Source organism: Paraburkholderia fungorum, from assembly GCF_046026025.1.
In the GTDB taxonomy this organism is placed as follows: domain Bacteria; phylum Pseudomonadota; class Gammaproteobacteria; order Burkholderiales; family Burkholderiaceae; genus Paraburkholderia; species Paraburkholderia fungorum_E.
Genome location: NZ_JAQQFL010000003.1, coordinates 264,253 through 290,293, shown reverse-complemented (window position 1 = coordinate 290,293; position 26,041 = coordinate 264,253). Strand labels below are relative to the sequence as shown.

Genomic DNA, 26,041 nt, shown 5'->3' with positions numbered 1-26,041 from the left:
ATCACATGCAAAATACCCAGGAACGCCGCGTCGCATTTGTCACCGGCGCGAGCCGTGGAATTGGCCAGGCCGTCGCGGTTGGTCTGGCGCAGGCCGGCTACGACGTTGTGATCACCGACCTCGCACGTCAGGAGGCCGATCTGCGCAAGACCGCCGGCCTGATTACCGGTCTCGATCGCAAGGCCTATACGTACTTTGCCGACGTCAGCAAAAAGGACGAGGTCGACGCCACGGTGCAAGCCGCATTGCGCGACGCGGGCCGCATTGACGTGCTCGTGAATAACGCCGGCATCCTCAAACTATCACTGCTTCAGGACCTCGACGAAGCAACGTGGGACGCTCATTTCGACGTCAACGTGAAAGGCGTGCTGCTGATGTGCCAGGCGGTCGTGCCGCATATGCGCGCGCGCAAGTCCGGACGCGTGATCAACATCGCTTCGATCGCCGGCCGCCAGGGCGTGGCCAACCAGGGCCATTACGCGGCGACCAAATCGGCCGTCATCACGCTGACCCGCGTGCTTGCCCAAGAGGCCGGCATGGACGGCATCACCGTGAATGCAATCTGTCCTGGCATCATCCTGACCGAGATGGGCCGCAACAACCTGGGCAGCGACGAAGCCGTCAGGCACTGGGAAGAAGTCGCTGCGTTGAAACGTCTTGGCACGCCCGAGGACATCGTCGGGCCGGTGTGCTTTTTCGCTTCCGAGCAGTCGGCATTCGTCACCGGCCAGGCGCTCAACGTCTGCGGCGGCATCTATTTTCACTGACCGTTCAGCGCGCGGCCCGTGCGTCGCGCGTCTCGAACCTGGAGACGTCACATGAACAGGACAGACAGTTTCTATATCAACGGCGAGTGGGTTGCTCCGTTGGGGGACGACCGGTTTCAGCTGATCAATCCCGCCACGGAGCAGTCCATTGGCAGCCTGGCAATGGGTAACGCCGAAGACGCCAATCGCGCGGTCGCCGCAGCCAGAGCAGCATTCGGCAACTGGGCCGCGACTTCGCGCGACGAACGCAAGCGCTTGCTGACCCGCCTGCTCGATCTGTACAACGCGGCATCCGACGAAATGGCCGAACTGATGACCGCTGAAATGGGCGTTGCCAACAGCTTTTCCCGCAGCGCGCAGATCGCACTTGGCCGCGCGCATCTGGAAACGGCGATCCGCGTGCTCGACGAATTCGCGTTCACCGAACAGCGCGGCGATACCTTGTTGAGCCGCGAGCCGATCGGGGTCTGCGCGCTCATCACGCCGTGGAACTGGCCGATGAACCAGCTCGTCGTCAAGGTCGCGCCGGCGCTCGCGGCGGGCTGCACGATGGTCGTCAAACCCAGTGAATTTTCGCCGCTCAGCGCACTGCGCTTTACACAGATGGTGCATGAGGCGGGCTTCCCGCCCGGCGTCTTCAATGTGCTGAACGGCGACGGTGCGATCGTCGGCGATGCGCTCGCGAGACATCCGGACGTCGATATGGTGTCGATCACCGGCTCAACGCGCGCGGGCGTGGCTGTGGCGAAAGCGGCGGCCGATACGGTAAAACGCGTGCATCAGGAGCTCGGCGGCAAGTCGGCCAACATCATTTTCGCGGACGCCGATTTCGAGCGCGCTGTCGCGCACGGCGTGCGGGCAAGCTACCTGAACTGCGGCCAGTCGTGCAGCGCGCCGACCCGCATGCTCGTCCCCAAAGACATGATGCAGCACGCGGCGCGGATAGCCGCCCGCGAAGCCGAAGCGATCCGCACCGGCTCGCCCGAGCACGCGGACACGGAACTGGGACCCGTGGTCAACGGGCGCCAGTATCAGCATATTCAGGCGTTGATCGAAAGCGGCATCAAGGAGGGCGCCACGCTCGTCGCAGGCGGGCCGGGCCGTCCTGCCGGGCTGCAGCAAGGCTATTTCGTGCGGCCCACCGTATTCGCCGACGTGCTGCCCGGCATGCGTGTGGCGCGCGAGGAAATCTTCGGTCCGGTGCTGTCCATCATCGGCTTCACCGACGAAGAAGACGCGATCCGCATCGCCAACGACAGCATCTATGGATTGGCCGGCTACGTGCAGACCGCCGACAAGGAAAGGGCCCGCCGCGTTGCCGCGCGACTGCGCGTGGGGAACGTCTACATCAACGAGGCGCCGTGGGACGCCGGCGCGCCGTTTGGTGGCTACAAACAGTCCGGCAATGGTCGTGAGCATGCGGAGTTCGGGCTGAGCGACTATCTGGAGTTGAAGGCAACAGCAGGGTACTAGTCCACCGCGGACCGCCCGGGAGCAGCATTCAGATGAATATGCCGACGCAGATTCGCGGGAAGACATCGCGCGCCGTACAGAACCCTGACGAACTCGGCGCCCGCGACCGGGCCTTGCTGGTCGACGCCCTCGAGGCCTTGTTGCGGGAACGCTTGCGCGCTGTCGAAACCATCCGCGAGGTCGGCAGCGATCGAACCCGTGGCGCCTTTATTCACGACGACTTCGGCATTGCCGATATCCTGCGTCTGGCGCGGATGCTCGACCGGCACGCCAGGCTTTGAAGAACGAAGAGCATCCGGCCGCGCTAGCGCTGCCAGTTCGGATCTTCGCATCCCGTGACGAGTGCATCGAGCAGATGACGCACGGCCGGAACCATGCCGCGACGCGTGGGGAAGATCGCGTGTACGAGGCCGGGTGTGGTCGTCAGATCCGGCAGCAGATGCTGCAACCGGCCGGCCTGAATATCGGCCTCTACCAGCTCTCTCGGCAACAATGCCACGCCGACGCCTGATATCGCCGCCACCCGAAGGCTGGCCAGGTCGTCGGTCGCGAGGCGCGGCTGATGCGCCCATGAGGTCACGCCTCCCTCGGCGTCGACCAGGTTCCAGACAAATCGCTCACTGCTGCTGGCCATGGAGAGTGTGGGCCATCCCTTCACCGATTCGATCGAACTGGGCGCCGGATGGCGCGCCGCCAGTTCGGGACTGGCAACCAGAATGTGGATCGACAAACCCAACTGGCGGACAGCGAGATCGGTGTTCTCCAACGGCGGAAGCCTGACCCGGATGGCAAAGTCCAGCCCTTCTTCGACAACATCCACACGACGGTTGGTTGCATCCAGCAGGACCTGGACAGCGGGGTTGTTCTCGATGTACCGCGCGATGATCCTGGAGATGCCGGACTCCAGCAAGGCCACGGGGCAGGCGATGCGGACGGTGCCCTGCGGCCTCGCGCGCGTGCGGTCCACGATGTCTTTGGCGGCCTTTGCTTCGGCCACCAGGGCCAGGCAATGCTGGTGGAACTGCCGCCCGGTTTCCGTCAGAGACAGGCTCCGGCTCGTGCGATTGAGCAGGCGGACACCCAGCTCTTCTTCCAGGGCGCGAATGCGCCGGCTGAGCTTTGACGTCTGCAGACCGAGACTGCGCGCGGCCGCCGTATAGCTTCCGTGCTCGACCACCTCTGAGAAGAGCCGAAGATCGTTGAGATCCGTGATTGCGTTCATGGGCAGCCTCCAACCCCTTCCGATCGTTCTATTCAGAGCAATGATGCGTTCCAATCCAGCATCTATGCGCGACTTCATTGCAAATATAGCATTCGTCTCATGGCCTGCACCAGTGCTGAATCTGGCAGGTGGCACAGGTCACAAGCGTCGCATTGGCGACGGCGGAAAACGGAGGCGGACATGCTCACACACAGGCGTTGGGAATCATTGGATCGAGGAAATCTCGGCTGGCTGCGCGCGAAACACCATTTCGCGGTCAGCGCCGACGGCAACCCCGCGCACGCCGCCCTGGGTCCCCTGATTGTCTGGAACGACGATGAGATCGCCGTTGACAGCGGGTTCCCCATGCATGGGCACCGTGACATGGAAATCATCACCTATGTGCGCCAAGGCGAGCTCGGACACCGGGACACCTTGGGCTCCGAGGGAACGATCCGCACCGGCGACGTCCAGGTCATGAGCGCCGGCACGGGCATACGCCACGCCGAATTCAACCGCGGCGAGGTACCGCTCAAGCTTTACCAGATCTGGCTTCTACCGCGTAAAGCCGGTGGTGAACCCGCATGGGATACCAAGCCGTTTCCCAAAAGCGACCGGTCCGGGCGCTTTGTAGTCCTCGCCAGCGGCTTCGACGGCGATGAAGGTGCGCTGCCTATTCGCGCCGATGCGCGGGTGCTGGGCGCAATGCTGAAGGCAGGCGAAAGCGTTCGACACGAACTGGACTCTGCGCGCCGCGCCTATCTCGTGGTGGCCTCAGGACGCATCGAAGTGAACGGCGAGCCCGTTGGGCCGCTGGACGGCGTGGCGATCACAAAGGTCGCTGCGGCGCAGATTTCCGCTCTTGAAGATTCTGAGCTGGTGATGGTGGACGCCGGCTAACTCTCTTTTTTCAATCCACCTCAGTCATTTCATTTCTGGAGATTGTCATGGAACGTTTTAAATTTCTTCCGTTGTTAGGCCGCATTCTGATCGGTGCGCCGTTTGTCATGAGCGGGCTGGGCAAGCTCGCCGCGTATGGGGCGACGGTTGGCTACATCGCGGCCATGGGGCTGCCCGTTCCGCCACTTGCGTTCGTTCTTGCCGTGCTGACCGAATTGGGTGGCGGCCTGCTGCTGATCTCGGGCTACCGGACTCGCGCCGTATCGCTGGGAATGGCGGTGTTCTGTGTGGTCACTGCAATGTTCTTTCACCACAACTTTGCGGATCAAAACCAGATGATTCACTTCCTCAAGAACGTGATGATGGCTGGCGGCCTCCTGCAAATCACCTGGTTCGGCGCCGGCGCTTTCAGCCTGGACGCACTTTCAGGTCGGGTCGCTTTGCGTGTTTCGCCCCTCAAGGCGAGCTAAAACGATGGACTCGTCGAGGTGATTGCTTGCCCGATGCGGTGGGCAATCATCTCGTTGTGAGGTTTCTCTGTTGTCGGTGTACCCGTAGGAGTCGACACCATGTCTTTCGAAACGATCCCATCGAGCGTCCCATCGCTCAGTTTTGCACAAGATGGAGCATTGCCCGATATGCCGGCCACCGCCCCATCCTCTGCTCCTCTGCGGCGCGAAAGAGCGATTGTCACGCGAACCGCGGGTCGGCAACACGGTCCTGTGAATCGGCTCGTCAGCCCGTCCGACCTTGGAGAGGTGCTAAAGCCATTCATCTTCCTCGACTATTTCGATAGCTCGGTGGAAGCCGGAATGCGCTTTTCCATGCACCCTCATTCCGGGCTCGCCACGACAACCGTGTTGCTCGAAGGTGAAGTCGACTACGAAGACACGACAGGGGCATCAGGCATCATGCCGGCCGGCAGCGTCGAGTGGATGAACGCGGGTAAAGGCGTGTGGCATGACGGTCAGGCCAGAGGCGACGGCCCGGTGCGCGGCTATCAATTGTGGGTCGCGTTGCCGCCTGAGCTCGAACTAGGCGCGCCCTTCAGCCAGTATTTATCGGTGGGCGAAGTCCCTCAGACCGGTCCAGCCCGCGTTATCCTGGGTCGTTATGAAAACGTCGAAAGCCCGGTGCCCGCCCCCGCGGGTATCAACTATCTGCTGGTGCGGCTTTCGGCTGGCGAGCAGTGGCAGTACACGCCGCCGGCCGGCCACAACGTCGCCTGGATTGGCATTCAACGCGGCGCCCTACGCATCGCCGAGGAATCGATCGCCAATGAGCTTGTCGTGTTTGACGAATCCGAAAACGTTCTGGCGTTCACAGCCGACGAAGATTCGGAGTTCGTCCTCGGCTCCGCGGTCGCGCATCCGCACGATCTCGTGCTTGGCTATTACTCGGTACATACGTCAGCAGCGGCGTTGCGTGCGGGGGAAGCCAGGATCGCAGAGATTGGGGCACAACTGCGTCGCCGTGGCCGCATCGGGTAATGGCGCAAACGGCTTCGGCACGATACGAACACGCTATCGGGAGACTCTCATGCACAACGTCCAGGTGGGTAACGCAGCCATTCCGGCCATCGGGTTCGGCACTTACGGAATGAGTCCGGCCGAGGTCTATCGACTGATTCCCGCAGCCCTTCATGCCGGTTTCCGGCACATCGACACCGCGCAAATTTACCGTAACGAAGGCGAAATCGGCGAGTGCGTCGCCGCGTCCGGCATTCCAAGAAACGAAATCTTTCTGACGACCAAGGTCTGGGTCGGTAACTACTCAGAGAAACTTTTCGAAGCGTCTGTCGACGAGAGCCTCCGAAAGCTCAAGACAGACTATATCGATCTGCTCCTGCTGCATTGGCCGGGTTCGGACGTGCCGCTGGCCGAACAGATCGCGGGACTCAACGCAGTCGCACGCGCGGGCAAGGTCCGGCACATCGGCGTGAGCAATTTCAACCGCGCCCTGCTGACGGAATCCATCCGGCTCTCCGCGGTTCCTCTCGTGACGAATCAGTTTGAATACCATCCGTATCTGAACCAGTCCTTGCTCATTGAAAGCACGCGGCAGACGGGGCTTGCGGTGACAGGTTACTGCGGCATGGCGATTGGCCGCGTCTTCTCGGACCCGACGCTCAAGGAGATCGCCGCCCGTCATGACAGGACCATCGCCCAGATCGTCTTGCGGTGGCTTGTTCAGCAGCGCGGCGTGGTTGCGCTTTCCAGGACCACCCGGATCGACCGGCTGGCGCAGAACCTGGCGGTATTCGACTTTGAGCTGGATGACGCGGACATGACGGCAATCCACTCGCTGGCGACGACGGACAGCCGGATTGTCGATCCTCCCGGACTCGCGCCGCTGTGGGACCGTGCCTGAAACGGCTACAAGCACGGTCACTCTCTTCACTCCTGAATGGATTCCGTGTCGACGATCGTGGCCTCCCTCTGGGCGGCATTCAACCCGATTGCAAGCTTCTCGCGATCCAGACTGCCTTCCCAGGCCGACACGACGATCGTCGCCACGCCGTTGCCGACGATGTTGGTGAGCGCCCGGCACTCGGACATGAAGCGGTCGATGCCGAGGATCAGTACCATCGCGCTAACGGGGACGGTCGGAACCGCGGAGAGGCTCGCGGCCAGCGTGATAAAGCCCGCGCCCGTCACACCGGTCGAGCCTTTCGACGTCAGCATCGTCACCAGCAACAACGTGATTTCCTGCGCGAGCGTGAGATGCGTATTGGTGGCCTGCGCGAGGAACAACACGGCCAGCGTCATGTAGATGTTGGTGCCGTCGAGGTTGAACGAGTAGCCCGTCGGCACAACGAGCCCCACGATGCCGCGCGGACAGCCCAGCCGTTCGAGTTTGTCCATCAGTTGCGGCAACGCGGCCTCCGACGTCGACGTGCCGAGCACGATCAGCAGTTCGTCACGGATGTACGCGAGAAAGCGCCAGAGGCTGAAGCCGCACAATCGCGCGACCAGGCCAAGCACGATCGCGACGAACAGGAACGACGTCAGATAGAACGTGCCGATCAGCTTGAGCATCGGCAGCAGCGACGCGATGCCGTAACGGCCGATCGTGAACGCCATCGCGCCGAACGCGCCGATGGGCGCGAGACTCGTGATCATGCGCACGATGCGGAAGAACGCCTTCGACAGCGACTCGATCAGACGCGTCACGGGCGCGGCCGTCTCGCCCATCAGCGCGAGCGCGGTACCGAACAGCATCGCAATGAGCAGCACGGGCAGGATGTCGCCTTGCACGAACGCGCCGAGGAAGGTTTCGGGCACCACATGCATGATGAAACCGGCTATGCCGTCGCCATGCGTAGCCTGCTGCGCATAGCTGGCCACGGCGCTGGCGTCGAGCGTCGCCGGATCGACGTTGAATCCCTTGCCGGGTGCGAGCACGCGCGCCGCGAGCAAGCCGATCGCCAGGGCGAACGTCGACGCGACCTCGAAATACAGCAGCGCCTTGCCGCCGACGCGCCCGACCTTTTTCATGTCCTGCATACCCGCGATACCCGTGACGACGGTGCAGAAGATCACCGGGCCGATGATCATGCGAACGAGTTTGATGAACAGATCGCCGAGCGGTTTGAACGCGATAGCCGCATGCGGCGCGAAGTGGCCGAGCACCACGCCCGCAGCGATGGCGAACAGCACCTGCACGTACAGAATGGTGTAGAGGGGTTTGCGGTGGTTCATGATGCCTCCCGCCGGGCCGCCCCAAGGGAGGCATCGGCCCCCTCGGGGGGCAGCGAACGGTAGTGAGCGTGGGGGTGGTTCGTGATGCCTCCCGCCGGGCCGCCCCCAAGGGAGGCATCGGCCCCCTCGGGGGGCAGCGAACGATAGTGAGTGTGGGGGTGGTTCATTTGTCTCCTCCGGTCTTTTTTCGGGCAAAGCGAGTCCGTTCCCTTCTCTATTCGGAGGGGAATCGGAATCTCAGATGGAATCAGCGGCGGCCGCCGCGCTTCGTATGACAGCGCGACGGCCTGGCGGTCATATCACCTGTGCCCAGGGATGTCGCGCAAAGTGCTGGCGTTCGAATGCTTCGATATCGCCGACCGAAGCCAGGGTGAGATCGACGGTATCCATGCCTTCGATCACCATGCGCTTGTGACGCGCGCCGATGGGATACGCGACCTGCTGCCCCGACGCGGACGTCACCGTTTGTCGTTCGAGATCAATCGAGAGCGATGTGCCGGGCGCTTCGATCGCGTCGCGCAACAGCGCATCGATCACGGCGCGCTCCAGTTGCACGAGCAGCAGCCTGTTGTTCATCGCGTTCGAATAGAAAATCTCCGCGAAACTCGGCGCGATCACCACCTGAAAGCCATATTGCTGCAAACCCCACACCGCATGTTCGCGACTCGATCCGCAGCCGAAATTGGCGCCGCCAATCAGGATGCGCGCATTCGCGTAGCCGGGCTGGTTGAGCACACAGTCCGCGCGCGGCACACCGTGTTCGTCGAAACGCAGGTCGTATAGCAGTCCGTCCGCGAGACCGGCCTTGTCGATAATGCGAAGAAACTGCTTGGGCATGATCTGGTCGGTGTCGAGGTTGTCGATCGGCAGCGGCACAGCGTTGCCTTCGATGCTCGTAAGTCGCGTCATGATGGTTGCGCCTCCAGAGTGCGGACGTCGGTGATGCAGCCGGTCAATGCCGCCGCGGCCGCCATCGCCGGGCTCATCAGATGCGTGCGGCCGCCGCGCCCCTGACGGCCTTCGAAGTTTCGGTTCGTCGTCGAAGCGCAGCGTTCGCCGGCTTCGAGCACGTCGTCGTTCATCGCGAGGCACATCGAGCAGCCCGGCTCGCGCCATTCGAAGCCCGCGTCAATCAGCGTCTGCGCGATGCCCTCCTGTTCGGCGACGCGGCGCACACTTCCCGAGCCCGGCACGACCATCGCGCGCACGCCATTCGCGACGTGCTTGCCTCGCACGAGGGTGGCGACGGTCCGTAAATCTTCGATGCGTCCGTTGGTGCACGAACCGATGAACACGCGGTCGATGCGCGTGCCTGCAAGTGGCTGATGCGCGGATAGCCCCATGTAATCGAGCGCGCGGCGCAGCGATGCCGCTGCTTCAGGTGTCGATTGCATGGACTCGTCGGGAATGGGCTGATCGATCGCGACGGCCTGGTCGGGGCTCGTTCCCCAGGTGACGAACGGCGCGATGTTGTGCGCGTCGAAGCGGTACTCGGCGTCGAAGCCGGCATCGGCGTCGGAGTACAGATTGCGCCAGTCGTCGAGCGCGTCCTGCCAGGCCGCTTCGTCGAGCGAGAGCGCATGGGCGCGCACGTAGTCGAAGCTCGTCTGATCGGGCGCGATCAGCGCGGCGCGCGCGCCCGCTTCAACGGTCATGTTGCATAACGTCATGCGCGCCTCGGCGGAAAGCGACGCAATGGTCGACCCGCTGAACTCGACCGCATAGCCGCGCGCGCCTTGGGCGCCGATACGGCTGATGAGCCAGATGACGAGATCCTTCGACGACGTGCCGTACGGTAGCGCGCCGTCGATCGTGATACGCATGGTCAGCGCCACCCGGTAGACGAGCGTTTGCGTCGCCAGCACATGTTCGACCTCCGAGGTGCCGATGCCGAACCCCAGCGCGCCGAGCGCGCCATACGTCGTGGTGTGGCTGTCGCCGCACAGCACGACCATGCCCGGGCGGATCAATCCGAGTTCCGGCGCGACGATGTGCTCGATGCCCTGCAACGGGTCGTTCGCCGCGAATAACCGGATGCCGGCGCGCTCGCAGTTGCGTGCAAGGTTTTGCGCCTGCAGCAATGACGCGGCATCGCGAATCACACGCGGCGACTCGGCGTGCGTAGGAATGATGTGGCTCACGACAGCCATCTGCTGACGCGGCCGGCGCACCGTCCGCCCGCGCGCGTCGAGTGCGCTGAAGGCTTGTGGACTGGTGTACTCGTTCATCAGATGGAGATCGACGTACAGCAACACGTTCTGTTCATCGATTCGCGACACGAGGTGCGAATCGACGAGCTTCTGATAAAGGGTTCGTTTCGACATGACGTTCATCCTGAATCCGCTTGAATCCGCTTGAGGCCTGGTGAGTCCGATTGAGACCGCTTGAGTCCGCTTGTGAACCAGCGTGCTCAGGCCGCGATGGCGCACGCAGTGAGGAAGGGCAGCACGCGCTCCAGCAGGAGCTGCGGTGCCTCTTCGGCGATGTAGTGGCCGCAAGCCAGCGCTTCGCCTTGCACGTGGGGCGCATAGCGACGCCATTCGGCGAGCGGCTCGAAGCATTCCTCGATGACGCCGTGTGCGCCCCACAGCGCCATGAACGGGCAGCCGATCTGCTGTTGCTCATTCAGCGTCGCGCGGTCGTGTTCGAGATCGATCGTCACGCTCGCGCGGTAGTCCTCGCAGATGCCGTGCGCGGTGTCGGGGTCGGACACACAGCGCAGATATTCCGCGTAAGCCGCTGCGGTGAACGGCGCAAGGCCCGCGCTGCGCGCGCCCATCGTCTGCTTGAGGTAGAGGTCAGGATCTGCGCGGATCAGCGTTTCCGGAAACGGCGCGGGGCGTATCAGCATGAACCAGTGCCAGTAGGCGCGCGCGAACTCGAACGAGGTCTTCTCATACATCGCGAGGGTCGGCGCGACGTCGAGCGTGACGAGGCGCGTCACCGCATCCGGGTGATCGAGCGCCATGCGTGCGGCGACGCGCCCGCCCCGGTCGTGACCGATCACCGCGAACGATGCGAAGCCAAGGCTGCGCATGAGTTCGACCTGATCGAGCGCCATACGGCGCTTCGAGTAATTGGAATGGTCGGCGGCGCCCTGCGGCTTGCCGCTGTCGCCATAGCCGCGCAGATCGGCGGCAATCACCGTGAAGTGCCCGGCGAGTGCGGGCGCGACCTTGTGCCAGATTGCATGCGTTTGCGGATGACCGTGCAACAGTAAAAGCGCGGGGCCGCTTCCGCCCTTGATTGCGTGAATCCTGATGCCATCGACGTGTGCCGATGCATTCATGAAACCTTCGAACATGGTTGCCTCCCAACGTTGCTTGAAGTCTAATTGATGACTGAATCGATTGGGTTTCCACAAAAGCAATCCGATCGTAACTTTTCGGAACGAATGAGGCGACGCGAGGGAGTGACGCAATGGATGGCTTCTCAGATCTGAACCTGTTCACGCTAGTGGCGCGGCATCGCAATCTTGCCGCCGCGGCGCGCGAGCTGGGTGTAACGCCGCCTGCCGTCAGCAAGCGGCTCGCGCAACTGGAGCGGCGCCTCGGCGTGCGGCTGATGAACCGCACCACGCGGCGTCTCTCCCTCACGCCGGAGGGTGAGCTCTATCTCTCGAACGGCTCGCGCATCCTCGACGAACTGTCGGAGCTGGAGCAACTCGTGACGCGCAGCCGGGCCGAACCAACGGGCCTGCTGCGCGTGAATGCGTCGTTCGGGTTTGGGCGGGCGCGCATTGCCCCGGCGGTATCGGATTTCGTCGCGCGCTTTCCCGCGATGAAAATCCAGCTGCATTTAACCGACCGGCCAATGAGCCTGCAGGAAGAAGGCTTCGATGTCGGCATCCGCTTCGGCGAGGTGCCCGACGCGCGCATCAATGCGCGTTTGTTGCTGAAGAACCGGCGCATCGTGTGCGCTTCGCCGGCTTATCTCGAGCGGTATGGCAAGCCATCGGTGCCGCACGATCTGACTCGTCACGCGTGCATCGTGCTGCGCGAGAACGACTCGGCCTACGGCACATGGCATTTCTCGCGCGGCAAGCGTGCGAAAACAGTCAAGGTCGACGGGTCGCTGTCGAGCAATGACGGTGGCACGGTGCTTCACTGGGCCCTCGAAGGACGTGGCATCGTCGTGCGCTCGCAGTGGGAGATCGATGGGTATCTCGCACGCCGGGAACTCGTGTCCTTGCTGGACGATTGGGCGCTGCCGGACGCCAATATCCACGCGATCTATCTGGAGCGAAACCAGCTCTCGGTGAAACTCAGGACGTTCGTCGACTTCCTGGGCGCGTATCTTCAAACGTCGTGAACGGCCCAGCCCGCTTCTTTGATAATGTCCACGCGACGTCACACGATCGCGGCGCTAGAATCGGGCACACCCCATCCAAAGTTTCAGGAGACACCGCCCCATGAATGATCAGCCGTTCGGCCGCTCCCGTCGTGATTTCATGCGTATCGCCGTTACAGCAGGCACCACCGCGGCGCTGCCGTGGATGCAGGACGCCCATGCGCAATCGCCGGCCAGCGCCGCAACTACGGCGCCCGTCGCAGGTCATTCGGCAAGGGGCACCCAGTTGATCCTGCTCGGCACCAAGGGGGGCCCGACGCCGTCCGACCTGCGCGCGGCGCCGGCCAACGTGCTGGTGGTCGACGGCCAGCCCTATGTGGTCGATTGCGGCAACGGCGTCGCGCTGCAGTTGACCAAGGCGGGCATCAAGCTGCCGGGCATCCGCGACATCTTCCTGACTCACCATCATTCGGATCACAACGCCGACCTCGGCAACCTCGTGTTCCTCGCCTGGGCCACCGGCCTGCGCACGCCCGTCAATCTGTACGGGCCGCCGCGCATGACAAAGATGATCGACGACTTTGTCGACATGAACGCGATCGACCTCGACGTGCGAATGCGCGAAGAAGGCCGCCCGCCGTTCCGGCCGCTCATCAACATCCATGAATTCGACGGCCCGCGCCTCGTGATGGAAGACGAGCGCGTGCGCGTCACCTCGACCCTGGTCGATCACTACACGATCAAGCCGGCATTCGCTTACCGCTTCGAGACCCACGACCGCACTGTCGTGTTCTCCGGCGACACGACTTACTACCCGGCGCTTGCCGAGTTCGCGAAAGGCGCCGATGTGCTGGTGCATGAAGTGATGTACCTGCCCGCGCTCGAAAAGCTGATGAAGACCGTCGACAACGCACCGACACTGCTCGACCACCTCATGAAGAGCCACACCTCCACGGAGCAGGTCGGCAGGATCGCCGCCGCGGCGGGCGTCAAGACGCTGGTGCTGAGCCATTTCGTGCCGGGCGGCGATCCCGCGATCACCGACGAGATGTGGGCCGCCGATGCGCGCAAGCATTTCGACGGACAGATCATCGTCGGCAAAGACCTGCAGGTGATCTGAGTGTCGGAAAAGGCCAGCATGCAATCCGCAGCAATTCCCCTGACGTTGCTGACCGGCTTTCTCGGTTCGGGCAAGACCACCTTGCTCAATCGTCTGCTGCCGCAACCGGCGCTGGGCCGTTGCGCCGTGGTGATCAACGAACTGGGCGCGATCGGTCTCGATCATCTGTTCGTCAGCACCTCGCGCGACGAGACCATCGCGCTGCTGGAAAACGGCTGCCTGTGTTGCGGCGTGCGCGACGAACTGGCCGCAACCGTGACCGATCTGCTGGAGCGCCGAACGCGCGGCGAAATCCCCGCCTTCGAGCGGATTCTGATCGAGACCACGGGGCTTGCGCGACCCGGCCCGGTGATCTCGTTGCTGCTGGGCGACCCGGCGCTTGAAGGTCGTTTGCAACTCGACGGCATCGTGACGACCGTGGATGCGAAACACGGCGCCGCGCAACTTGCCCGGCATGAGGAGTCGCGTCAGCAGGTGGCGGTCGCGGACCGGCTGTTGCTGACAAAAGCTGAACTGGTCGATGCGGCCGCGCTTGCCGAGCTCGCGGTGGCACTGGAGGCGCTGAATCCAGGTGCGGCGCTCATTCCGGTGCGTAATGGCGAGATTGATGCTCAGCAACTGCTCGACATCCTGACGCCACGCGCCTTGCGACCCTGGCTGCGCGCCGAGCCTTCGCCGCGCAAGTTGCTGATGCGTGGTGCGACGGCGTCACGCGCGGCGCATCCGGACATCGACAGTTTCTGCCTGACTTACTCGCAGGCATTGCCGATGGAGGCATTCGAAACCGCGCTGACCGTCCTGCTCGGCTATCACGGCGAACGTATCCTGCGGGTCAAGGGAATCGGCAATTTCATCGGCGAAACACGGCCTGTTGTGTTCCATGGCGTGCAGCAGTTGCTGCATGAACCGTTGCGGCTGGAAGCGTGGCCTGACGACGATCACACGACACGGCTCGTGTTCATCGTACAGGGGCTCGCCAGGTCGGTGATCGAGGAGACGATCACGCATTTTCTGCGTGAAGCGGGAGTGGAAGATGATGCCGCGCTTTCCGACGGGCCACGTCTCGGTGTCGTGGATCGCACATCGGGTTATCACTTGGGATGATCCCTGCCGTAGGCGGGATGATGCGTATTCACGCTACGCTTGCCCCCCTTTGCGGGTTCACCCGTTCAAAGTGGCGGACGGTTCAACTCAACCCATCGCTGCACGGAGGGTCGCGCCCACTGGCCCGCAGCGTAATCAACTAACCTGGCAGGTACTGGATCGCCGTTCAGGATGAGGCGATTGAGCATTAACGTCAGATCCGTATCGGCAATGCTCCACGTTCCGAACAGATTTTCCGTATCTTCGGGAAGCAACGCCTCAGCCACATAAATCAACTTCTGTACCGCTGCCTCGGCTGCCGGCGTCAGCGCGACTCCTTGCGCCCCGTAGAACACTACCTCCGTCGAGCGCTCCTGCCGGATGGGCATCAGGTCACTGCGAAGCCACGCCTGCACCTGGCGCGCCCTGGCTCGAAGAAATGTATCGTGTGGATAGACGGGTGTTTCCGGAAATGTATCGTCGAGATATTCGGTTATCGCGGACGATTCCGACAGGGTGAAGTCCCCATGCACCAACGTGGGAACGCGCTGCGTCAACGATTTAGCCGCATAGCCCGCTTCGTGATTGGCATCACGGCCGAGATCGACGGTCGCCAGGTCGAACGGCAATCGCTTTTCGGTAAGCGCAACGAAAACCGACATGGCGTAGGGGCTTGCAAACTGAGCATCGGCATATAGACAAAGACGACTTTCCTGCAAGGTGTTCTCCTGCGTAGTTGGATTCGTGCGGAGCCTTGATGATATACGGCGAATGACGGTTTTGGACTGCTGGCGTTCAAGGATCGATCCCGGCCGTGCGCTGCGCTGTTGCTGTTGCTGGCAGCAGGCCTTAAGGATTCGAACTACTCGTCAGAGAGAATTTCGTGCGTGACGTTGCCAACCACGCCGCGGCAGGGCAACTTCATCTAAACAACTGATCGGCGTGACGACATGAAGTATTATTTCCACGGCCGCGAAACGTCGCTTTGACACAGGATGCTTCGCAACGCTCGAGGTTCTCTACCAACGAATATGAGCCGCGTGTCGGAATTAAGGAGAGGTCTGAATGGATGCGATAGCGTTGCCAGCGACTAGTGGGAGGCGTCAGTCATGAGTCCGACAATCGCGCCGGCGCACACCGCGCTTCTCGTCATGCACTATCAGACCGACATTCTCGGGCTCTTTTCATTGGTCGCGCCGGCCTTGCTTGCCAATACGCGCAAGCTATGCGACGCGGCGCGGGCCAAGGGCGTCAGCGTCTATTTCGCCAACCTCCGGTTCAGTCCGGGATATCCGGAAGTCAGCCCATTGAACAAGAATGGGCAGGGCATCAAGCAACTTGGTCTCTTCGTCGACGATCAGACCTCGCCGGAATTAGGCCGGCAGTCCAGTGAACCGGTCGTCATCGCCCATCGCGCCAGCGTGTTCTTTGGCACTGATCTGCAGGCACGCCTTGTCGCACAAGGTGTCGATTCGCTGATTATGGTCGGCATTGCATCGACCGGCGTCATGCTGTCGTCGGTCGCGTATGCGAGCGACGCGGACTTCCGCCTGTTCACGGTCAAGGACTGCTGCTACGACCCGGATCAGGTGGTGCATGAGCATCTGTTCTCCACTGCATTCGATTCGCGCACCACCGTGCTGTCGCTCGCGGATGCTTTGCAGTTGCTCGCCTAGCGCGTCGAGATCCGCTCCGGCGAGCCGGTTGGCGCCCATCACGGCGAAGCGGTCAATCGCAGCAGGTTTCGGGAGCGGCTAACCGCCGAAACGAAACCGCCCTTGATAATCCTGTCAGTGCGATGAGACGAACTTTGACCCCGGAAAGGCTGGAGGCAGCGCGAAGCTCTCGCGAAGGCGTTTCGTCTCCGCGGCGGGCGTTCGGCCAAAGAGCCGCTTGAATTCCCGATTGAATTGAGAGGAGCTGGCATAACCAACAGCGTGACATGCCGCCTCGGCAGTCATGCTTTGGCGCACCATTAGCAAGCGAGCCTGATGCAATCGCGTGGATTTCACGTACTGCATCGGCGACGTGCTTGTGATGGCCTTGAAGTGGCTGTGGAATGTAGGAACGCTCATCCCGGCCCGGTTTGCCAGGCTTCGTAGATCGAGCGGCTCCGCATAGCTCGCATGGATACGCTCCAGCGCTTTCCCAATCTTGCCGAATTGCCCCTGCATCGCCAAAGCTGCGCGCATTGCCTTGCCTTGTCCGCCGGTCAGAACGCGGAAATACAATTCACGTACCAGTCCTGGGCCAAGGATTGCGGCGTCAAGCGGCTGGTTCATTGCCTCCAGAAAGCGCAATACAGACGCTCGCATCGCCGCATCCATGGGACTCGACATCATGGTCTCCGGTACGTCGCCAGCCGATGGCAAGCCATGATGATCGATCTGGATCATGAGCTCGGCCGCCAGTTGAAAATCCAGATGCAGGTACAGCGCCAGTAGCGGACACTCGGGCGTCGCGTCGGTCTCCATGGTGAAGGGGACCGGCACTGCAACAGCGAGATAGTGCTGCTCGTCATACACATAGACCTTGTCACCAAAAAATCCCCGCTTTCTACCCTGGCAGACGATCACGATGCCAGGATCGTATAGCACCGGCGTGCGAGACAACGGCCGGTCCGAGCGCAGGACACGCACGTCGCCCAACGCAGTCAGGTTGTAGCCTTCCTGCGGAGCCAGCGCAGTCAGCAAGGCCACCATCTGACGCCGTTCAGGTGTGGCATCCGGGGAAACAGCTTGCTCAATGCTCTCCTTGCGGGCTGTTTTCTTCATAGAAATAGGCAATAAAGACGAAGAATCGGGTCTGATTATCGGGAGTTATTCAGAATAACATGCAACTCTCGAAACCAACCTCGGAGTCTTTGCAATGCCATCAACCAAAACCATACTTATCACGGGCGTCAGTAGCGGCTTCGGACGCGCCTTGGCCGAAGAAGCGCTCGCCGCCGGGTACCGGGTCGTCGGCACGGTACGAAGCGAGCAGGCAAAGCAGAGCTTTGAATCGCTCAACGCCGCAAGCGCATTCGGTCGGGTACTTGACGTCACTGACTTCGATTCAATCGGCGGCGTCGTCAATGAAATTGAGGAGAACGTGGGGCCATTGGACGTACTGGTGAACAACGCCGGTTACGGTCACGAGGGCGTCATGGAAGAGTCACCGCTTGCTGAAATGCGTCGGCAATTCGACGTGAACGTGTTCGGTGCCGTTGCCGTCATGAAGGGTGTGTTGCCGTATATGCGTGAGCGACGACGCGGACATATTCTCAACATCACGTCGATGGGCGGCTTTATCACCATGCCGGGAATCGCCTACTACTGCGGCAGCAAATTCGCGTTGGAAGGAATCTCAGAGGTCCTTAGTAAAGAAGTCAAGCCGCTCGGCATTCGCGTGACCGCGGTGGCGCCTGGGTCTTTTCGCACTGAGTGGGCCGGTCGTTCGATGGTTCGAACGCCGCGCTCGATCCCGGACTACGATTCGCTGTTCGACCCGATCAGAAAAGGACGGGAAGAGAAGAGCGGCAGGCAACTCGGCGATCCGGTGAAAGCGGCACGTGCCATATTGTCCGTGATCGAAAGCGACGAGCCGCCATCGCATCTTCTGCTAGGAAGTGATGCACTCGGTTTGGTCCGGGAAAAACTCTCGACACTGAGTGCCGAATTTGACGCGTGGGAAGGACTTACCCGATCGACGGACGGATGAGCACGTGTAGCGCCTGGATGGGGGAACGGTCTGAATTTTGTCATTCTTTTCAGATGACGAATCCACACAAGCCGTCTTGCGGACGTTCCCTTACTCAGCAATCGAACGGATGACCCGCGCCGGATTTCCTCCAACAAGCGTATTCGCGGGAACGTCTTTGGTGACGACAGCCCCTGCCGCGACGACCGAATTCTCGCCTACTGTTACGCCACCAATGATGGTCGCGCCGGCCGCGATCCACACGCCCTTCTCAATCGCAATGGGTTTTCCGATTGTGGCGGCGCGTCGCTGCGAGGGTTCAAGGGGATGACCCGCCGTGATGATGCTTACGTTCGGTCCGATCATCACATCGTCGGCGATGTCGAGGCCGCCAAGGTCATAGAAAGTGCAGTTCTGATTGATGAAGACATTGCGCCCGACACGTATTTCGTCCCCACCGGCCGTATAAAACGGCGGGATCAGCAAAAAACTCTCGTCTACTTTTTTACCGATAAGCTCACTGAACAAGGTCCGAATCTCGTCCGCGTCGTTGAACGTCAAACGGTTAAGTGTGGCGGTGATCGCCATCGCTCGTTTGATGTTTGCCAACATGGCCGTTGATTCCGGCGTCCTGCCGTAAATTATTCTGGTGCGATCGTCATTCGGCATTCGTTATTTTCCTCGGATTGCGGTCATGCCATCCTGGCCAGGCAAGGCGTGTCGTGCGCATACGGCGGATAGCGGTAGCCGATGAACTGGCCCTTGCGCCAGAAGTATTGAACGATCTTACAGCGAGCCGGGGTTGTGTCGGCGACGAGCCCGTAGAATGCACTGTGCCCAGGCGACGCAACCCATCAGGTCGCACGAGGCGAATGCGCAAACGACGGCCAATGCCGCCGCACGAAACGCTTGGAGGAAAAAACCATGACCGCCCCGGCTCATCACGCGTCCGACTTTCGCCGGCAGCGCACCGTCGGCATTGCCGGCATCGCAGTCGCCTCGCTGCTTGCCTCCGGACTCTGGTTCGGCATCGATTTTTTTATGTCACCCCTGCCGGGCATGGACACCCTCGGCGCGCGCATGCTGCTGACGCTGAAATGCTGCTGTGCTGCGGTGCTGTTCTGCCTCGTGACGGGCGTCGAAGCCGTGGCACACGAACGATTGACCTCGCCCGCGTTCGATCCGCTGGCAGGCTTCGAGACACACAGATTGCGCGTCAATCAACGATATCTGCAGAACACGGTGGAGCAGATCATCGTGTTCGCGGCGGCGCTGTTCGGACTGGCCGCCTATTGCCCCGACGGCTCCTCCATGCGTGCGGTCGTGGCAACGACCGTGGTCTGGATCGTCGCGCGGGCCGCGTTCTGGCTCGGCTATCACCGCAGCGCAGCGATGCGCGGGCTCGGGGCGCCGGGCATGGCGATCAGTATGATCGTGCTGCTTTATGTGACGAGCCGGTTTGGGCATGAGATCGCGGGGACGGTGGGGGCGATTGTCCCGCTCGTTGCATTTTTCGCGATCGAGGCGGTGTTGTTTTGGGGGACCCGGCCGTTGAAAGAGAGTTGATTCAATAGCCTCCGCCGGCCAGAGCGGCTCAGATTGCCCCTGAACAGCGCATTTAAAGAAACTTTCGCAGCCTGCGCGCGAGCCAGTCTGGCTGCTCCTCGGCGATGAAATGCCCGCAGTCGGGCACAACGTCACCTTCCAGCAATTCCGCACGTCCTTGCAACTGTTCGTGCAGATACGACCGCCAAGGCGAGTGGTCACCCCCCAACGCGAGTACCGGCATGGCAAGTGACACGTCATTCGCCGCGTTGTCGGTCGCATCCTGCGCACACGCCCGGTAGTATTCGAAACCCGCGCGCAGCGACGCGGGACGCGCGTAAGCCGCGGCATAAAGACGGGCATCGGCGTCGGTGATCGCGCCTTTCTGAAAAGCGTTGTTATAGAACCAGCTCAGGTACGTCAATTCGCGGCCTGTCACAAGCGCCTCGGGCAAATGCGGAATCGCGTGAAACGCGAAATGCCAGCGCGGCCACTTGCCCTTGACTACGTCCCAGTCTTTCAGCCCTGGAATCGGGTCATCCATCACCGCGAGCCGCGTGAGCTCCGCGGGAAACTGCTGGGCGTAGGCGTAGGCGACCGAGGCGCCCAGATCGTGACCGATGAGCGCAAAGCGCGAATGCCCGAGCCCGTTCACCAGCGCCCGGATATGACGGGCGAGACCGCGTTTGTCGTAGCCGTCTGGCGGCACATCCGAGTCGCCGAGCCCGGGCGTATCGATCGCGATGACGTGAAAGTCCGTGGCGAGTAGCGGCATCACTTTGCGCCACGCCCACCAGGTCTGCGGCCAGCCGTGCAACAACACGACAACGGGTCCCGCTCCACCTTCGACGTAGTGCATCCGGAATCCATTGACGAACGCATGGCGGCTCGCGAAACCCTTGGGGGTATCGACGGCACCAGGGCCTGCGAGCTCGGCGTGGGCATGGGTCGGCGCGTCGATCAGGGACGAAAGCATCAGCCCGGTCGCGAGGCGCCCCAGCATGCGGCGACGTTGCACGGCTGTCTGAATCTGGGTCATGGGGTTACCTGTTCAAATGAGACGTTGAGCCGCCACCTTCAAGCAAACGAATGCGCGAACACGAGCGGTTGTTAGTCGGTATGATCGCTAGCATTCCAAGGCAAGGAAATACTGGATATGAGCAATCCAAGTTTGTCCGCAAAACAAGGAATGTTCGATATGGAGGACCTGCGGCTTCTGGCCGCGCTGGCCCAGGCGAAAACGCTGGCGGGCGCCGCGCGCGCACTGAAACTTAACCATGCGAGTGCCTGGCGACGGTTGAGCCACCTCGAACGCCGGCTTGGCGTGCGTCTCTTCGACCGCAGCCGGACGGGCTATCTCTCGACGGTCGCGGGAAGTGAAGCCATTGAAATGGCGGAGCGTGTGCTGCACGAAATCGACGAAACCGGGCGGCGGCTCGCCGGACACGACCTGAGGCTGACAGGAACGGTGCGCCTGACAACCACCGAAGCGCTGTTCGGTTTCATCGCCCCCGCGCTTGCGGCATTGCGTGACTCGCATCCGGGGCTTCTCGTGGAAGTGGTCGTAGCAAATGCATTCTCCACATTGACGCGTCGCGAAGCCGACATCGCGCTACGGCCGGCGGCCACGGTGCCGGACGATCTGATTGCGCGCCCTCTTGCCACAGTCGCATCCGCGATCTATGGCGCAGACCGGTACCTCGCGGACAAGGTCGATGCCGATCCACTTACGCTCGACTGGTTGAGTCCTGACGAAAGCCTGGCCCACCTCGCCTCGTCGAAGTGGATCGCGACGCGAATCGATCCCACCCGGATCGTGCATCGGACCAATTCACTGGTTGCGTTGCGAGAGGCTGCGGGCGCGGGCATGGGTATCGCGCTGTTGCCGTGCTTTCTCGGTGATGCCGACGCGCGGCTACGCCGTATTACACCGCCGCTGGCCGCTGTCGCGTCGACGCTATGGCTCGTCGGTCACCCCGATCTCCGCCGCATGCCGCGTATTCAAATGGTGATCAATGCGATTACCGGCTACGTGTCCGACCATCGCCATGTGCTCGATGCACCGCACCATGAACCCAGTTCACCCGCTTAGCAGCGTGCACGCACACAAATGAATGCGGGGGCTTGTGATAGCTCCGCGTGCAGACTTTCCGACACCGCTTGCATCTCGGCGAGCGGTTGAGGTTCGACAAAGCGATCCAATAGCCAGCCGCTTTCAGTCAATCCGTTGAGGATGTCGGAAAGAGGTCGACGGTAAGCCTGCACGTAAGGTTTCGGCTCACCGAAACCTGACCAATGTAGCCCGAAGCGGGAGGTCGTGAAGTATGTCCCCTCGCCACGGGTTCGTTCATCCATCCAGTCGCGCATAGGGTGCGCCATGGAAAACACTAACGTCGCTCCGTGTCGGGCGACACGTCGGAACTCGCTGAAAACCGGTTTAAGGTCTTCCACGTAGTCGAAGGCGAGCGAACACAAGATCTTGTCGAACGATTGGGCAGGAAGCCAGTCGAGCGGAGAAGCAAGGTCGCCTGTCGTCACTTCGACCGGAAGTTGGGCGCATCGATGGCGTGCAAGTTCGACCATCTGTGGTGTTACGTCGAAGGCATGAACCGTTGCACCGCTTCGTGCGAGATGTTCGCTGCAAATTCCTGGCCCGCATCCCGCATCGAGAACATGCAAACCGCTGACGTCACCAAGAAGCGACATGGTCGCGGGGCGTTCGTAGAGCGCGTTGTGCGGCTTTGTCGTCACGGCTTCAGCGTAGCGTTCTGCAAACTCGGAATACGCTTCACGTCCAATGGACTGCCTCGGTTCATTCATGTCTGTCACGCGTTGGCTTCGGCGTCAAAGGGGAATTCTAGTGATTGTCGGCGATCTGGATATCGGTGTCGAACGACCAGTTGACCTTGAGCGAGCACCTGGTCGCGCGGACAACGGTCATTCAATGGCCTCGTCGTTTGCCAGATATTATGCTCGGAGGCACCCCCAACGCAGGAGTCTGGCAATGGTAGATGCAGTCAATCCGATGGAAGTTTGGGCGTCGTTCGGCGCCTTCTCTATGGCGGTTATTCAAGGAGATGGCCGTATCGTCCATCTCAAAGGGCAAGTGTCGCTCGATCGCCACGGGCAAGTCGTCGGGCTGGGGGACATCCGCGCGCAAGTGCGACAGGTTCTGGAGAATATTCGCAGCGTCCTGGCATCGATGGGTGGACAGATGGCAGATGTGATTTCACTGGTTCACTATGCAACGGACATTGAAGCCTTCATGACCACCGGCGACATCCGTCAGGAATTTTTTGCCGCGCCGTATCCCGTCACGACGACCGTTCAAATCCAACGTCTATATCGGCCAGAACTGCTGATCGAGATCGCGGCGATCGCTGAAATTCCCTGTTCGCGGTTTCGCCATCCCGCGCGGGGCGACTAGGCGCTAGTGCGTGTTCTTTTCGACGAGTTTGGCCGCTTACCTCGGCGATCAGTTTTTCCCGACGGAACTCAGCCGGGTCGAGCGACGAGATCGGATCATTTGGCATTCGCGTGGGCACTGTCACGCTTTGACCTGTCAAGCGTCCGATAACTAAGCCGACAAACCCAAGGAATTACTCCAAGACCGCGTTCGCCTGCACCACAACGTGCCGTTGGGTCGCCGATTGCTCAATTGTCCACAACAAAAATTGCCTGAATTCCTTTAAGTCGGATGTTGGCCTCTGTGTAGCATCAAGGATCACGCAAGCAAAATACACCATCAGCATCAAAACCAATATTACGCCGACAACATACTTCATGGACCATTGTCCGGCAACACCACTTAATATCGCCAGGACAGCACCAAGCATAAAAGTGATAAGCGGATGCGACGTTATCGGCGAGCGAGGCCGAGGATCGTTTAGAGTGTCGGCAAAAGCCAGCGCCTCTTTCACTCTTCCCGCAAGAGAATCTACCTCAAGACGCTTCCTGAACGATAGATATCGAATAAATTGATAGTTTTTTGAAAAATACCTCATCGGTTCTGGGTAGAGGCGGTAGAGTTCAGCAAAAACCTCTGAGCGAGCCTTGTGAAAGGACACTGCCAAAATGGCAGTTATTACCAGGAGAGCCATAAAGAATGGATGCCAAGACGATGCAAAGAATCCAAATGGTGCGATGACCAGGAAGAGAACCTTCATCGCCCACATCGTAATTCTCCAGAAAATTCCTGATTCACTGTAAATGCGAGTTATCACCTTCCAGCGAGACATCGACAAATATACATCGTGAATTCGAAGAAACATATCCATGACAAGCACAACTCCCGATTGAGCGATTCGCGTAAAAAATAAATCAAATGATTGCCAGGTCCCTATGGCCTCATACAGCCCAAGATGCATTCTGAATACGAGGCCAAGGCAGGTTCATCGGCAGGGTGGTGTATCTTAACGAACTGACGCATTACACTGAAATGGACCCGCGATTGCACGAACAACAACGGACAGTTTGCCAGCGATTTCACACCCCATTCTTCGCTTGCGATGTGCATCTGAAATTCGGCGTGTCGTTGAACGTAAAGAGCGGAACCCGCCCGCTAAATGGCATCAGAATCCATGCGGATACTGGCACTAGCGGCTGGTTCATCTGGGCGGGCGAGACGCTTTCGCAAGATCCAGACTTCTTCGTCCCGTTGCACGGCGAACATCTTAAGCAATGGGCACCACTCGTCCTGCCATATCTCGCGCTGCCGGTCGGCTGAAGATTTCCGGTCGCGGAAGGCTACGAGGATGTGTGGGAGGATCGAACTCTACTCGCGCAATAGGGGCTAAACGGGCGTCGCTTCGCTCAAGCGCTGCATGTGGGAGCGTGATTGTTGATGATCTACATGCACGTTGCCGCCGACCGTTCGTGGACGGACTCTGCATGGCGATGAGCAGGCCCGTTCGACCCGTAGCGGTCCGTCGGTTTTTCCGGTAACGACCATTCGCCGCGGGGTCGGAGCGCTGGTACGATGCGACACGTGAGCGATGGGTATCGAATAAATCTGCCAATGAAACTCGAGATTGAGGGTAAGACGGGAATGATCGCACCGACACCCGTACAGATCACCCGTGTGCTCAAGTCACTTAGAAGCTATGGAAAGTCGACGCATGCGTCGTTGACTGACACGGCAGGCAACTATGTGCAGGTGGCCGGCGGAGGCGTCAGCTGCATGATTGAGCGCTTCGACGTTGACGTATTAAAACGTTGGAGGGCATTTCACGATTGGCCTTCCCTTGTACGCCCGGATGGCACACACCTAGTCTTCAGAGCGGGAAGTATTCCGATGCTTGCTGATGAATGGTTTATGTCAGATCAGGTTGTGGAAGTCTTTCTGGCCTTCCTCAATGGCGTGCCGTTTCCGGAATTTGTTCACTGGCGGCCAGCATAGGCTCTTGACCTCCTGGTCGGACAAACATCTCGTGATTGCCGGCACACCCCCGAATGTCAGTCGTAGTACGACAGTGCGACCAGAGCGGCTCCGTGCTCGCGTGTGCGACGCCAGTTCACGAAAGCGCACGCGTCTTGCAAAGCCCCAAACTGATCTGGACAACGCTTCCTGAAACTGTCGACAGCGCCAAGCTGTATCGCCAACGTGGCACCCGATCTAACATACACGCCCGTCATCTTGGCGGCGGGCTCATCGAGGTAACTCAAACAGTCAATCAACGCATCCATGTTGTTCCCGTAAAACGCGGGGAAACCAAAGATCTGTGAGAAAACCCGATGGAAGGAAGGCCAATCCGTAATTTCAGTCGTGTCTACGAACACAGTCGTCATCGCGCTTTTCCGATTTCTGTCGCGCCAGTTTCATTCAATCTCATCGCACGCTTTCCTGATGTCCAGTGCGGCCCGTCGACGGCCCATCAACGGTAATTGTCGATGATCTGGGCGCTGACGTCGACCGCCTGTTCCTGCCCCAACTCTGCCCGATGCCTTTTGGCTCCCGTCGACTAATTATGGTCCTTCGTCTCACAGAAGAACGACCTTTGAATCGAAATAAAATTTGAGCGGCTTAGCGCTCTTCAGAGTAGTAAAGCGCTGTCCCGCAAGCTCCACAGAAGTGCTCACGTGTGTATGTATAACGCATTAGACGTCGCGTTTGCAAAAACACGCCGCCGCAAGTTACGCAGATTGGCCGCTTACCAGAACCCGCTCGCTCCTGGTTCACATACCACTCGTACGTTTCGTTCTCGTATCTCCGGAATGATTGATACCGACGTATAAGAAACGCGACAAGTGCACCGGTCACCATAAGAGTCAGCAGACCAGA

29 protein-coding genes are annotated in these 26,041 nt (G+C 60.7%); 17 read left to right on the top strand and 12 right to left on the bottom strand.

All coding sequences use genetic code 11. The features are described from left to right. The first annotated feature begins 5 nt into the window (after window positions 1–5). Genes PQR67_RS05575 through PQR67_RS05565 form a run of 3 tightly spaced genes read left to right on the top strand, consistent with a single transcriptional unit; the run spans window position 6 to window position 2,521 of the window. Window positions 6–767, top strand: a complete 762-nt coding sequence (locus PQR67_RS05575; protein ID WP_408455568.1) for an SDR family NAD(P)-dependent oxidoreductase — start codon at window positions 6–8, stop codon at window positions 765–767. A 51-nt stretch (window positions 768–818) separates the two neighbouring features. Continuing rightward, window positions 819–2,240: an aldehyde dehydrogenase family protein gene (locus PQR67_RS05570; protein WP_408455565.1), complete on the top strand. Its 1,422-nt coding sequence runs from the start codon at window positions 819–821 to the stop codon at window positions 2,238–2,240. 32 nt (window positions 2,241–2,272) lie between these two features. Further along, window positions 2,273–2,521: a hypothetical protein gene (locus PQR67_RS05565; protein ID WP_408455564.1), complete on the top strand. Its 249-nt coding sequence runs from the start codon at window positions 2,273–2,275 to the stop codon at window positions 2,519–2,521. 23 nt (window positions 2,522–2,544) lie between these two features. Here the strand turns inward: PQR67_RS05565 and PQR67_RS05560 are convergent, their stop codons facing one another. Next, window positions 2,545–3,462: a LysR substrate-binding domain-containing protein gene (locus tag PQR67_RS05560; RefSeq protein ID WP_408455562.1), complete on the bottom strand. Its 918-nt coding sequence runs from the start codon at window positions 3,460–3,462 to the stop codon at window positions 2,545–2,547. 180 nt (window positions 3,463–3,642) lie between these two features. On the opposite strand from PQR67_RS05560, the gene PQR67_RS05555 reads away from it, so the two are divergent. From PQR67_RS05555 to PQR67_RS05540, 4 genes are all read left to right on the top strand, one after another. After that, window positions 3,643–4,341 (top strand): pirin family protein, encoded by a 699-nt coding sequence (locus PQR67_RS05555; RefSeq protein ID WP_408455560.1) that lies wholly within the window; start codon window positions 3,643–3,645, stop codon window positions 4,339–4,341. 47 nt (window positions 4,342–4,388) lie between these two features. Continuing rightward, the gene (locus PQR67_RS05550) at window positions 4,389–4,811 is read left to right on the top strand and encodes a DoxX family protein (RefSeq protein WP_408455557.1); all 423 of its coding nucleotides are present in this window, start codon (window positions 4,389–4,391) and stop codon (window positions 4,809–4,811) included. Between the two features lie 288 nt (window positions 4,812–5,099). After that, window positions 5,100–5,831, top strand: a complete 732-nt coding sequence (locus tag PQR67_RS05545) for a pirin family protein (protein ID WP_408455555.1) — start codon at window positions 5,100–5,102, stop codon at window positions 5,829–5,831. Window positions 5,832–5,880: 49 nt separating this feature from the next. Next, window positions 5,881–6,711: an aldo/keto reductase gene (locus PQR67_RS05540; protein ID WP_408455552.1), complete on the top strand. Its 831-nt coding sequence runs from the start codon at window positions 5,881–5,883 to the stop codon at window positions 6,709–6,711. Between the two features lie 26 nt (window positions 6,712–6,737). On the opposite strand, the gene PQR67_RS05535 is transcribed toward PQR67_RS05540, so the two are convergent. The 4 genes from PQR67_RS05535 to PQR67_RS05520 all read right to left on the bottom strand — a co-directional run bounded on the left by PQR67_RS05535 (window position 6,738) and on the right by PQR67_RS05520 (window position 11,346). Continuing rightward, window positions 6,738–8,042, bottom strand: a complete 1,305-nt coding sequence (locus PQR67_RS05535) for a dicarboxylate/amino acid:cation symporter (protein ID WP_408455549.1) — start codon at window positions 8,040–8,042, stop codon at window positions 6,738–6,740. Between the two features lie 294 nt (window positions 8,043–8,336). Next, a complete protein-coding gene (leuD, locus tag PQR67_RS05530) occupies window positions 8,337–8,951 on the bottom strand; it encodes a 3-isopropylmalate dehydratase small subunit (RefSeq protein WP_408455546.1) in 615 nt (204 codons plus the stop codon). Beyond that, window positions 8,948–10,366 carry a 3-isopropylmalate dehydratase large subunit gene (gene leuC, locus PQR67_RS05525; RefSeq protein WP_408455543.1) on the bottom strand — a complete coding sequence of 473 codons (1,419 nt, stop codon included), beginning with the start codon at window positions 10,364–10,366 and terminating at the stop codon, window positions 8,948–8,950. Before leuC ends, leuD begins: the two co-directional genes overlap by 4 nt. An 86-nt stretch (window positions 10,367–10,452) precedes the next feature. Then, entirely contained in the window at window positions 10,453–11,346 is an 894-nt protein-coding gene (locus PQR67_RS05520) for an alpha/beta fold hydrolase (protein ID WP_408455540.1), read from the bottom strand. A gap of 116 nt (window positions 11,347–11,462) precedes the next feature. On the opposite strand from PQR67_RS05520, the gene PQR67_RS05515 reads away from it, so the two are divergent. The 3 genes from PQR67_RS05515 (at window position 11,463) to PQR67_RS05505 (ending at window position 14,556) form a co-directional block, all read left to right on the top strand. After that, window positions 11,463–12,353: a LysR family transcriptional regulator gene (locus PQR67_RS05515; protein WP_408455537.1), complete on the top strand. Its 891-nt coding sequence runs from the start codon at window positions 11,463–11,465 to the stop codon at window positions 12,351–12,353. Between the two features lie 139 nt (window positions 12,354–12,492). Then, entirely contained in the window at window positions 12,493–13,452 is a 960-nt protein-coding gene (locus PQR67_RS05510) for an MBL fold metallo-hydrolase (protein ID WP_408455891.1), read from the top strand. Between the two features lie 18 nt (window positions 13,453–13,470). Then, on the top strand, window positions 13,471–14,556 hold the full coding sequence (locus tag PQR67_RS05505) for a CobW family GTP-binding protein (RefSeq protein WP_408455534.1): 1,086 nt from the start codon (window positions 13,471–13,473) through the stop codon (window positions 14,554–14,556). A gap of 65 nt (window positions 14,557–14,621) precedes the next feature. Here PQR67_RS05505 and yfcF read toward each other — a convergent pair whose 3' ends face one another. Further along, the gene (gene yfcF, locus PQR67_RS05500) at window positions 14,622–15,197 is read right to left on the bottom strand and encodes a glutathione transferase (RefSeq protein ID WP_408455888.1); all 576 of its coding nucleotides are present in this window, start codon (window positions 15,195–15,197) and stop codon (window positions 14,622–14,624) included. A 447-nt stretch (window positions 15,198–15,644) separates the two neighbouring features. On the opposite strand from yfcF, the gene PQR67_RS05495 reads away from it, so the two are divergent. After that, on the top strand, window positions 15,645–16,211 hold the full coding sequence (locus PQR67_RS05495; RefSeq protein WP_408455531.1) for a cysteine hydrolase family protein: 567 nt from the start codon (window positions 15,645–15,647) through the stop codon (window positions 16,209–16,211). Window positions 16,212–16,325: 114 nt separating this feature from the next. Here PQR67_RS05495 and PQR67_RS05490 read toward each other — a convergent pair whose 3' ends face one another. Next, on the bottom strand, window positions 16,326–17,237 hold the full coding sequence (locus tag PQR67_RS05490; protein WP_408455885.1) for an AraC family transcriptional regulator: 912 nt from the start codon (window positions 17,235–17,237) through the stop codon (window positions 16,326–16,328). Window positions 17,238–17,403: 166 nt separating this feature from the next. On the opposite strand from PQR67_RS05490, the gene PQR67_RS05485 reads away from it, so the two are divergent. Beyond that, window positions 17,404–18,237 (top strand): oxidoreductase, encoded by an 834-nt coding sequence (locus tag PQR67_RS05485; protein WP_408455528.1) that lies wholly within the window; start codon window positions 17,404–17,406, stop codon window positions 18,235–18,237. A gap of 90 nt (window positions 18,238–18,327) precedes the next feature. On the opposite strand, the gene PQR67_RS05480 is transcribed toward PQR67_RS05485, so the two are convergent. Beyond that, the gene (locus PQR67_RS05480) at window positions 18,328–18,885 is read right to left on the bottom strand and encodes a sugar O-acetyltransferase (protein WP_408455525.1); all 558 of its coding nucleotides are present in this window, start codon (window positions 18,883–18,885) and stop codon (window positions 18,328–18,330) included. 255 nt (window positions 18,886–19,140) lie between these two features. Here PQR67_RS05480 and PQR67_RS05475 point away from each other — a divergent pair, with 255 nt between their 5' ends. Further along, window positions 19,141–19,782 carry an MAPEG family protein gene (locus tag PQR67_RS05475; protein ID WP_408455523.1) on the top strand — a complete coding sequence of 214 codons (642 nt, stop codon included), beginning with the start codon at window positions 19,141–19,143 and terminating at the stop codon, window positions 19,780–19,782. Between the two features lie 52 nt (window positions 19,783–19,834). Here the strand turns inward: PQR67_RS05475 and PQR67_RS05470 are convergent, their stop codons facing one another. Then, window positions 19,835–20,800 (bottom strand): alpha/beta fold hydrolase, encoded by a 966-nt coding sequence (locus tag PQR67_RS05470; protein ID WP_408455520.1) that lies wholly within the window; start codon window positions 20,798–20,800, stop codon window positions 19,835–19,837. Between the two features lie 117 nt (window positions 20,801–20,917). Between PQR67_RS05470 and PQR67_RS05465 the strand changes: the two genes are divergently transcribed. Continuing rightward, window positions 20,918–21,853, top strand: a complete 936-nt coding sequence (locus PQR67_RS05465) for a LysR family transcriptional regulator (protein WP_408455518.1) — start codon at window positions 20,918–20,920, stop codon at window positions 21,851–21,853. Here PQR67_RS05465 and PQR67_RS05460 read toward each other — a convergent pair. Continuing rightward, entirely contained in the window at window positions 21,850–22,581 is a 732-nt protein-coding gene (locus PQR67_RS05460) for a class I SAM-dependent methyltransferase (protein WP_408455882.1), read from the bottom strand. The genes PQR67_RS05465 and PQR67_RS05460 overlap by 4 nt on opposite strands. Window positions 22,582–22,765: 184 nt before the next feature. Between PQR67_RS05460 and PQR67_RS05455 the strand changes: the two genes are divergently transcribed. Beyond that, window positions 22,766–23,188, top strand: a complete 423-nt coding sequence (locus PQR67_RS05455) for a RidA family protein (protein ID WP_408455515.1) — start codon at window positions 22,766–22,768, stop codon at window positions 23,186–23,188. Between the two features lie 172 nt (window positions 23,189–23,360). On the opposite strand, the gene PQR67_RS05450 is transcribed toward PQR67_RS05455, so the two are convergent. Further along, window positions 23,361–23,936: a hypothetical protein gene (locus tag PQR67_RS05450; protein WP_408455512.1), complete on the bottom strand. Its 576-nt coding sequence runs from the start codon at window positions 23,934–23,936 to the stop codon at window positions 23,361–23,363. A 275-nt stretch (window positions 23,937–24,211) separates the two neighbouring features. On the opposite strand from PQR67_RS05450, the gene PQR67_RS05445 reads away from it, so the two are divergent. Both PQR67_RS05445 and PQR67_RS05440 read left to right on the top strand, forming a co-directional pair. Continuing rightward, window positions 24,212–24,487 carry an immunity protein Imm33 domain-containing protein gene (locus tag PQR67_RS05445; RefSeq protein ID WP_408455509.1) on the top strand — a complete coding sequence of 92 codons (276 nt, stop codon included), beginning with the start codon at window positions 24,212–24,214 and terminating at the stop codon, window positions 24,485–24,487. Between the two features lie 291 nt (window positions 24,488–24,778). Then, window positions 24,779–25,159 carry a hypothetical protein gene (locus PQR67_RS05440; protein ID WP_408455507.1) on the top strand — a complete coding sequence of 127 codons (381 nt, stop codon included), beginning with the start codon at window positions 24,779–24,781 and terminating at the stop codon, window positions 25,157–25,159. Window positions 25,160–25,215: 56 nt separating this feature from the next. Here PQR67_RS05440 and PQR67_RS05435 read toward each other — a convergent pair whose 3' ends face one another. Beyond that, the gene (locus PQR67_RS05435) at window positions 25,216–25,548 is read right to left on the bottom strand and encodes a barstar family protein (RefSeq protein ID WP_408455504.1); all 333 of its coding nucleotides are present in this window, start codon (window positions 25,546–25,548) and stop codon (window positions 25,216–25,218) included. Window positions 25,549–26,041: the final 493 nt, after the last annotated feature.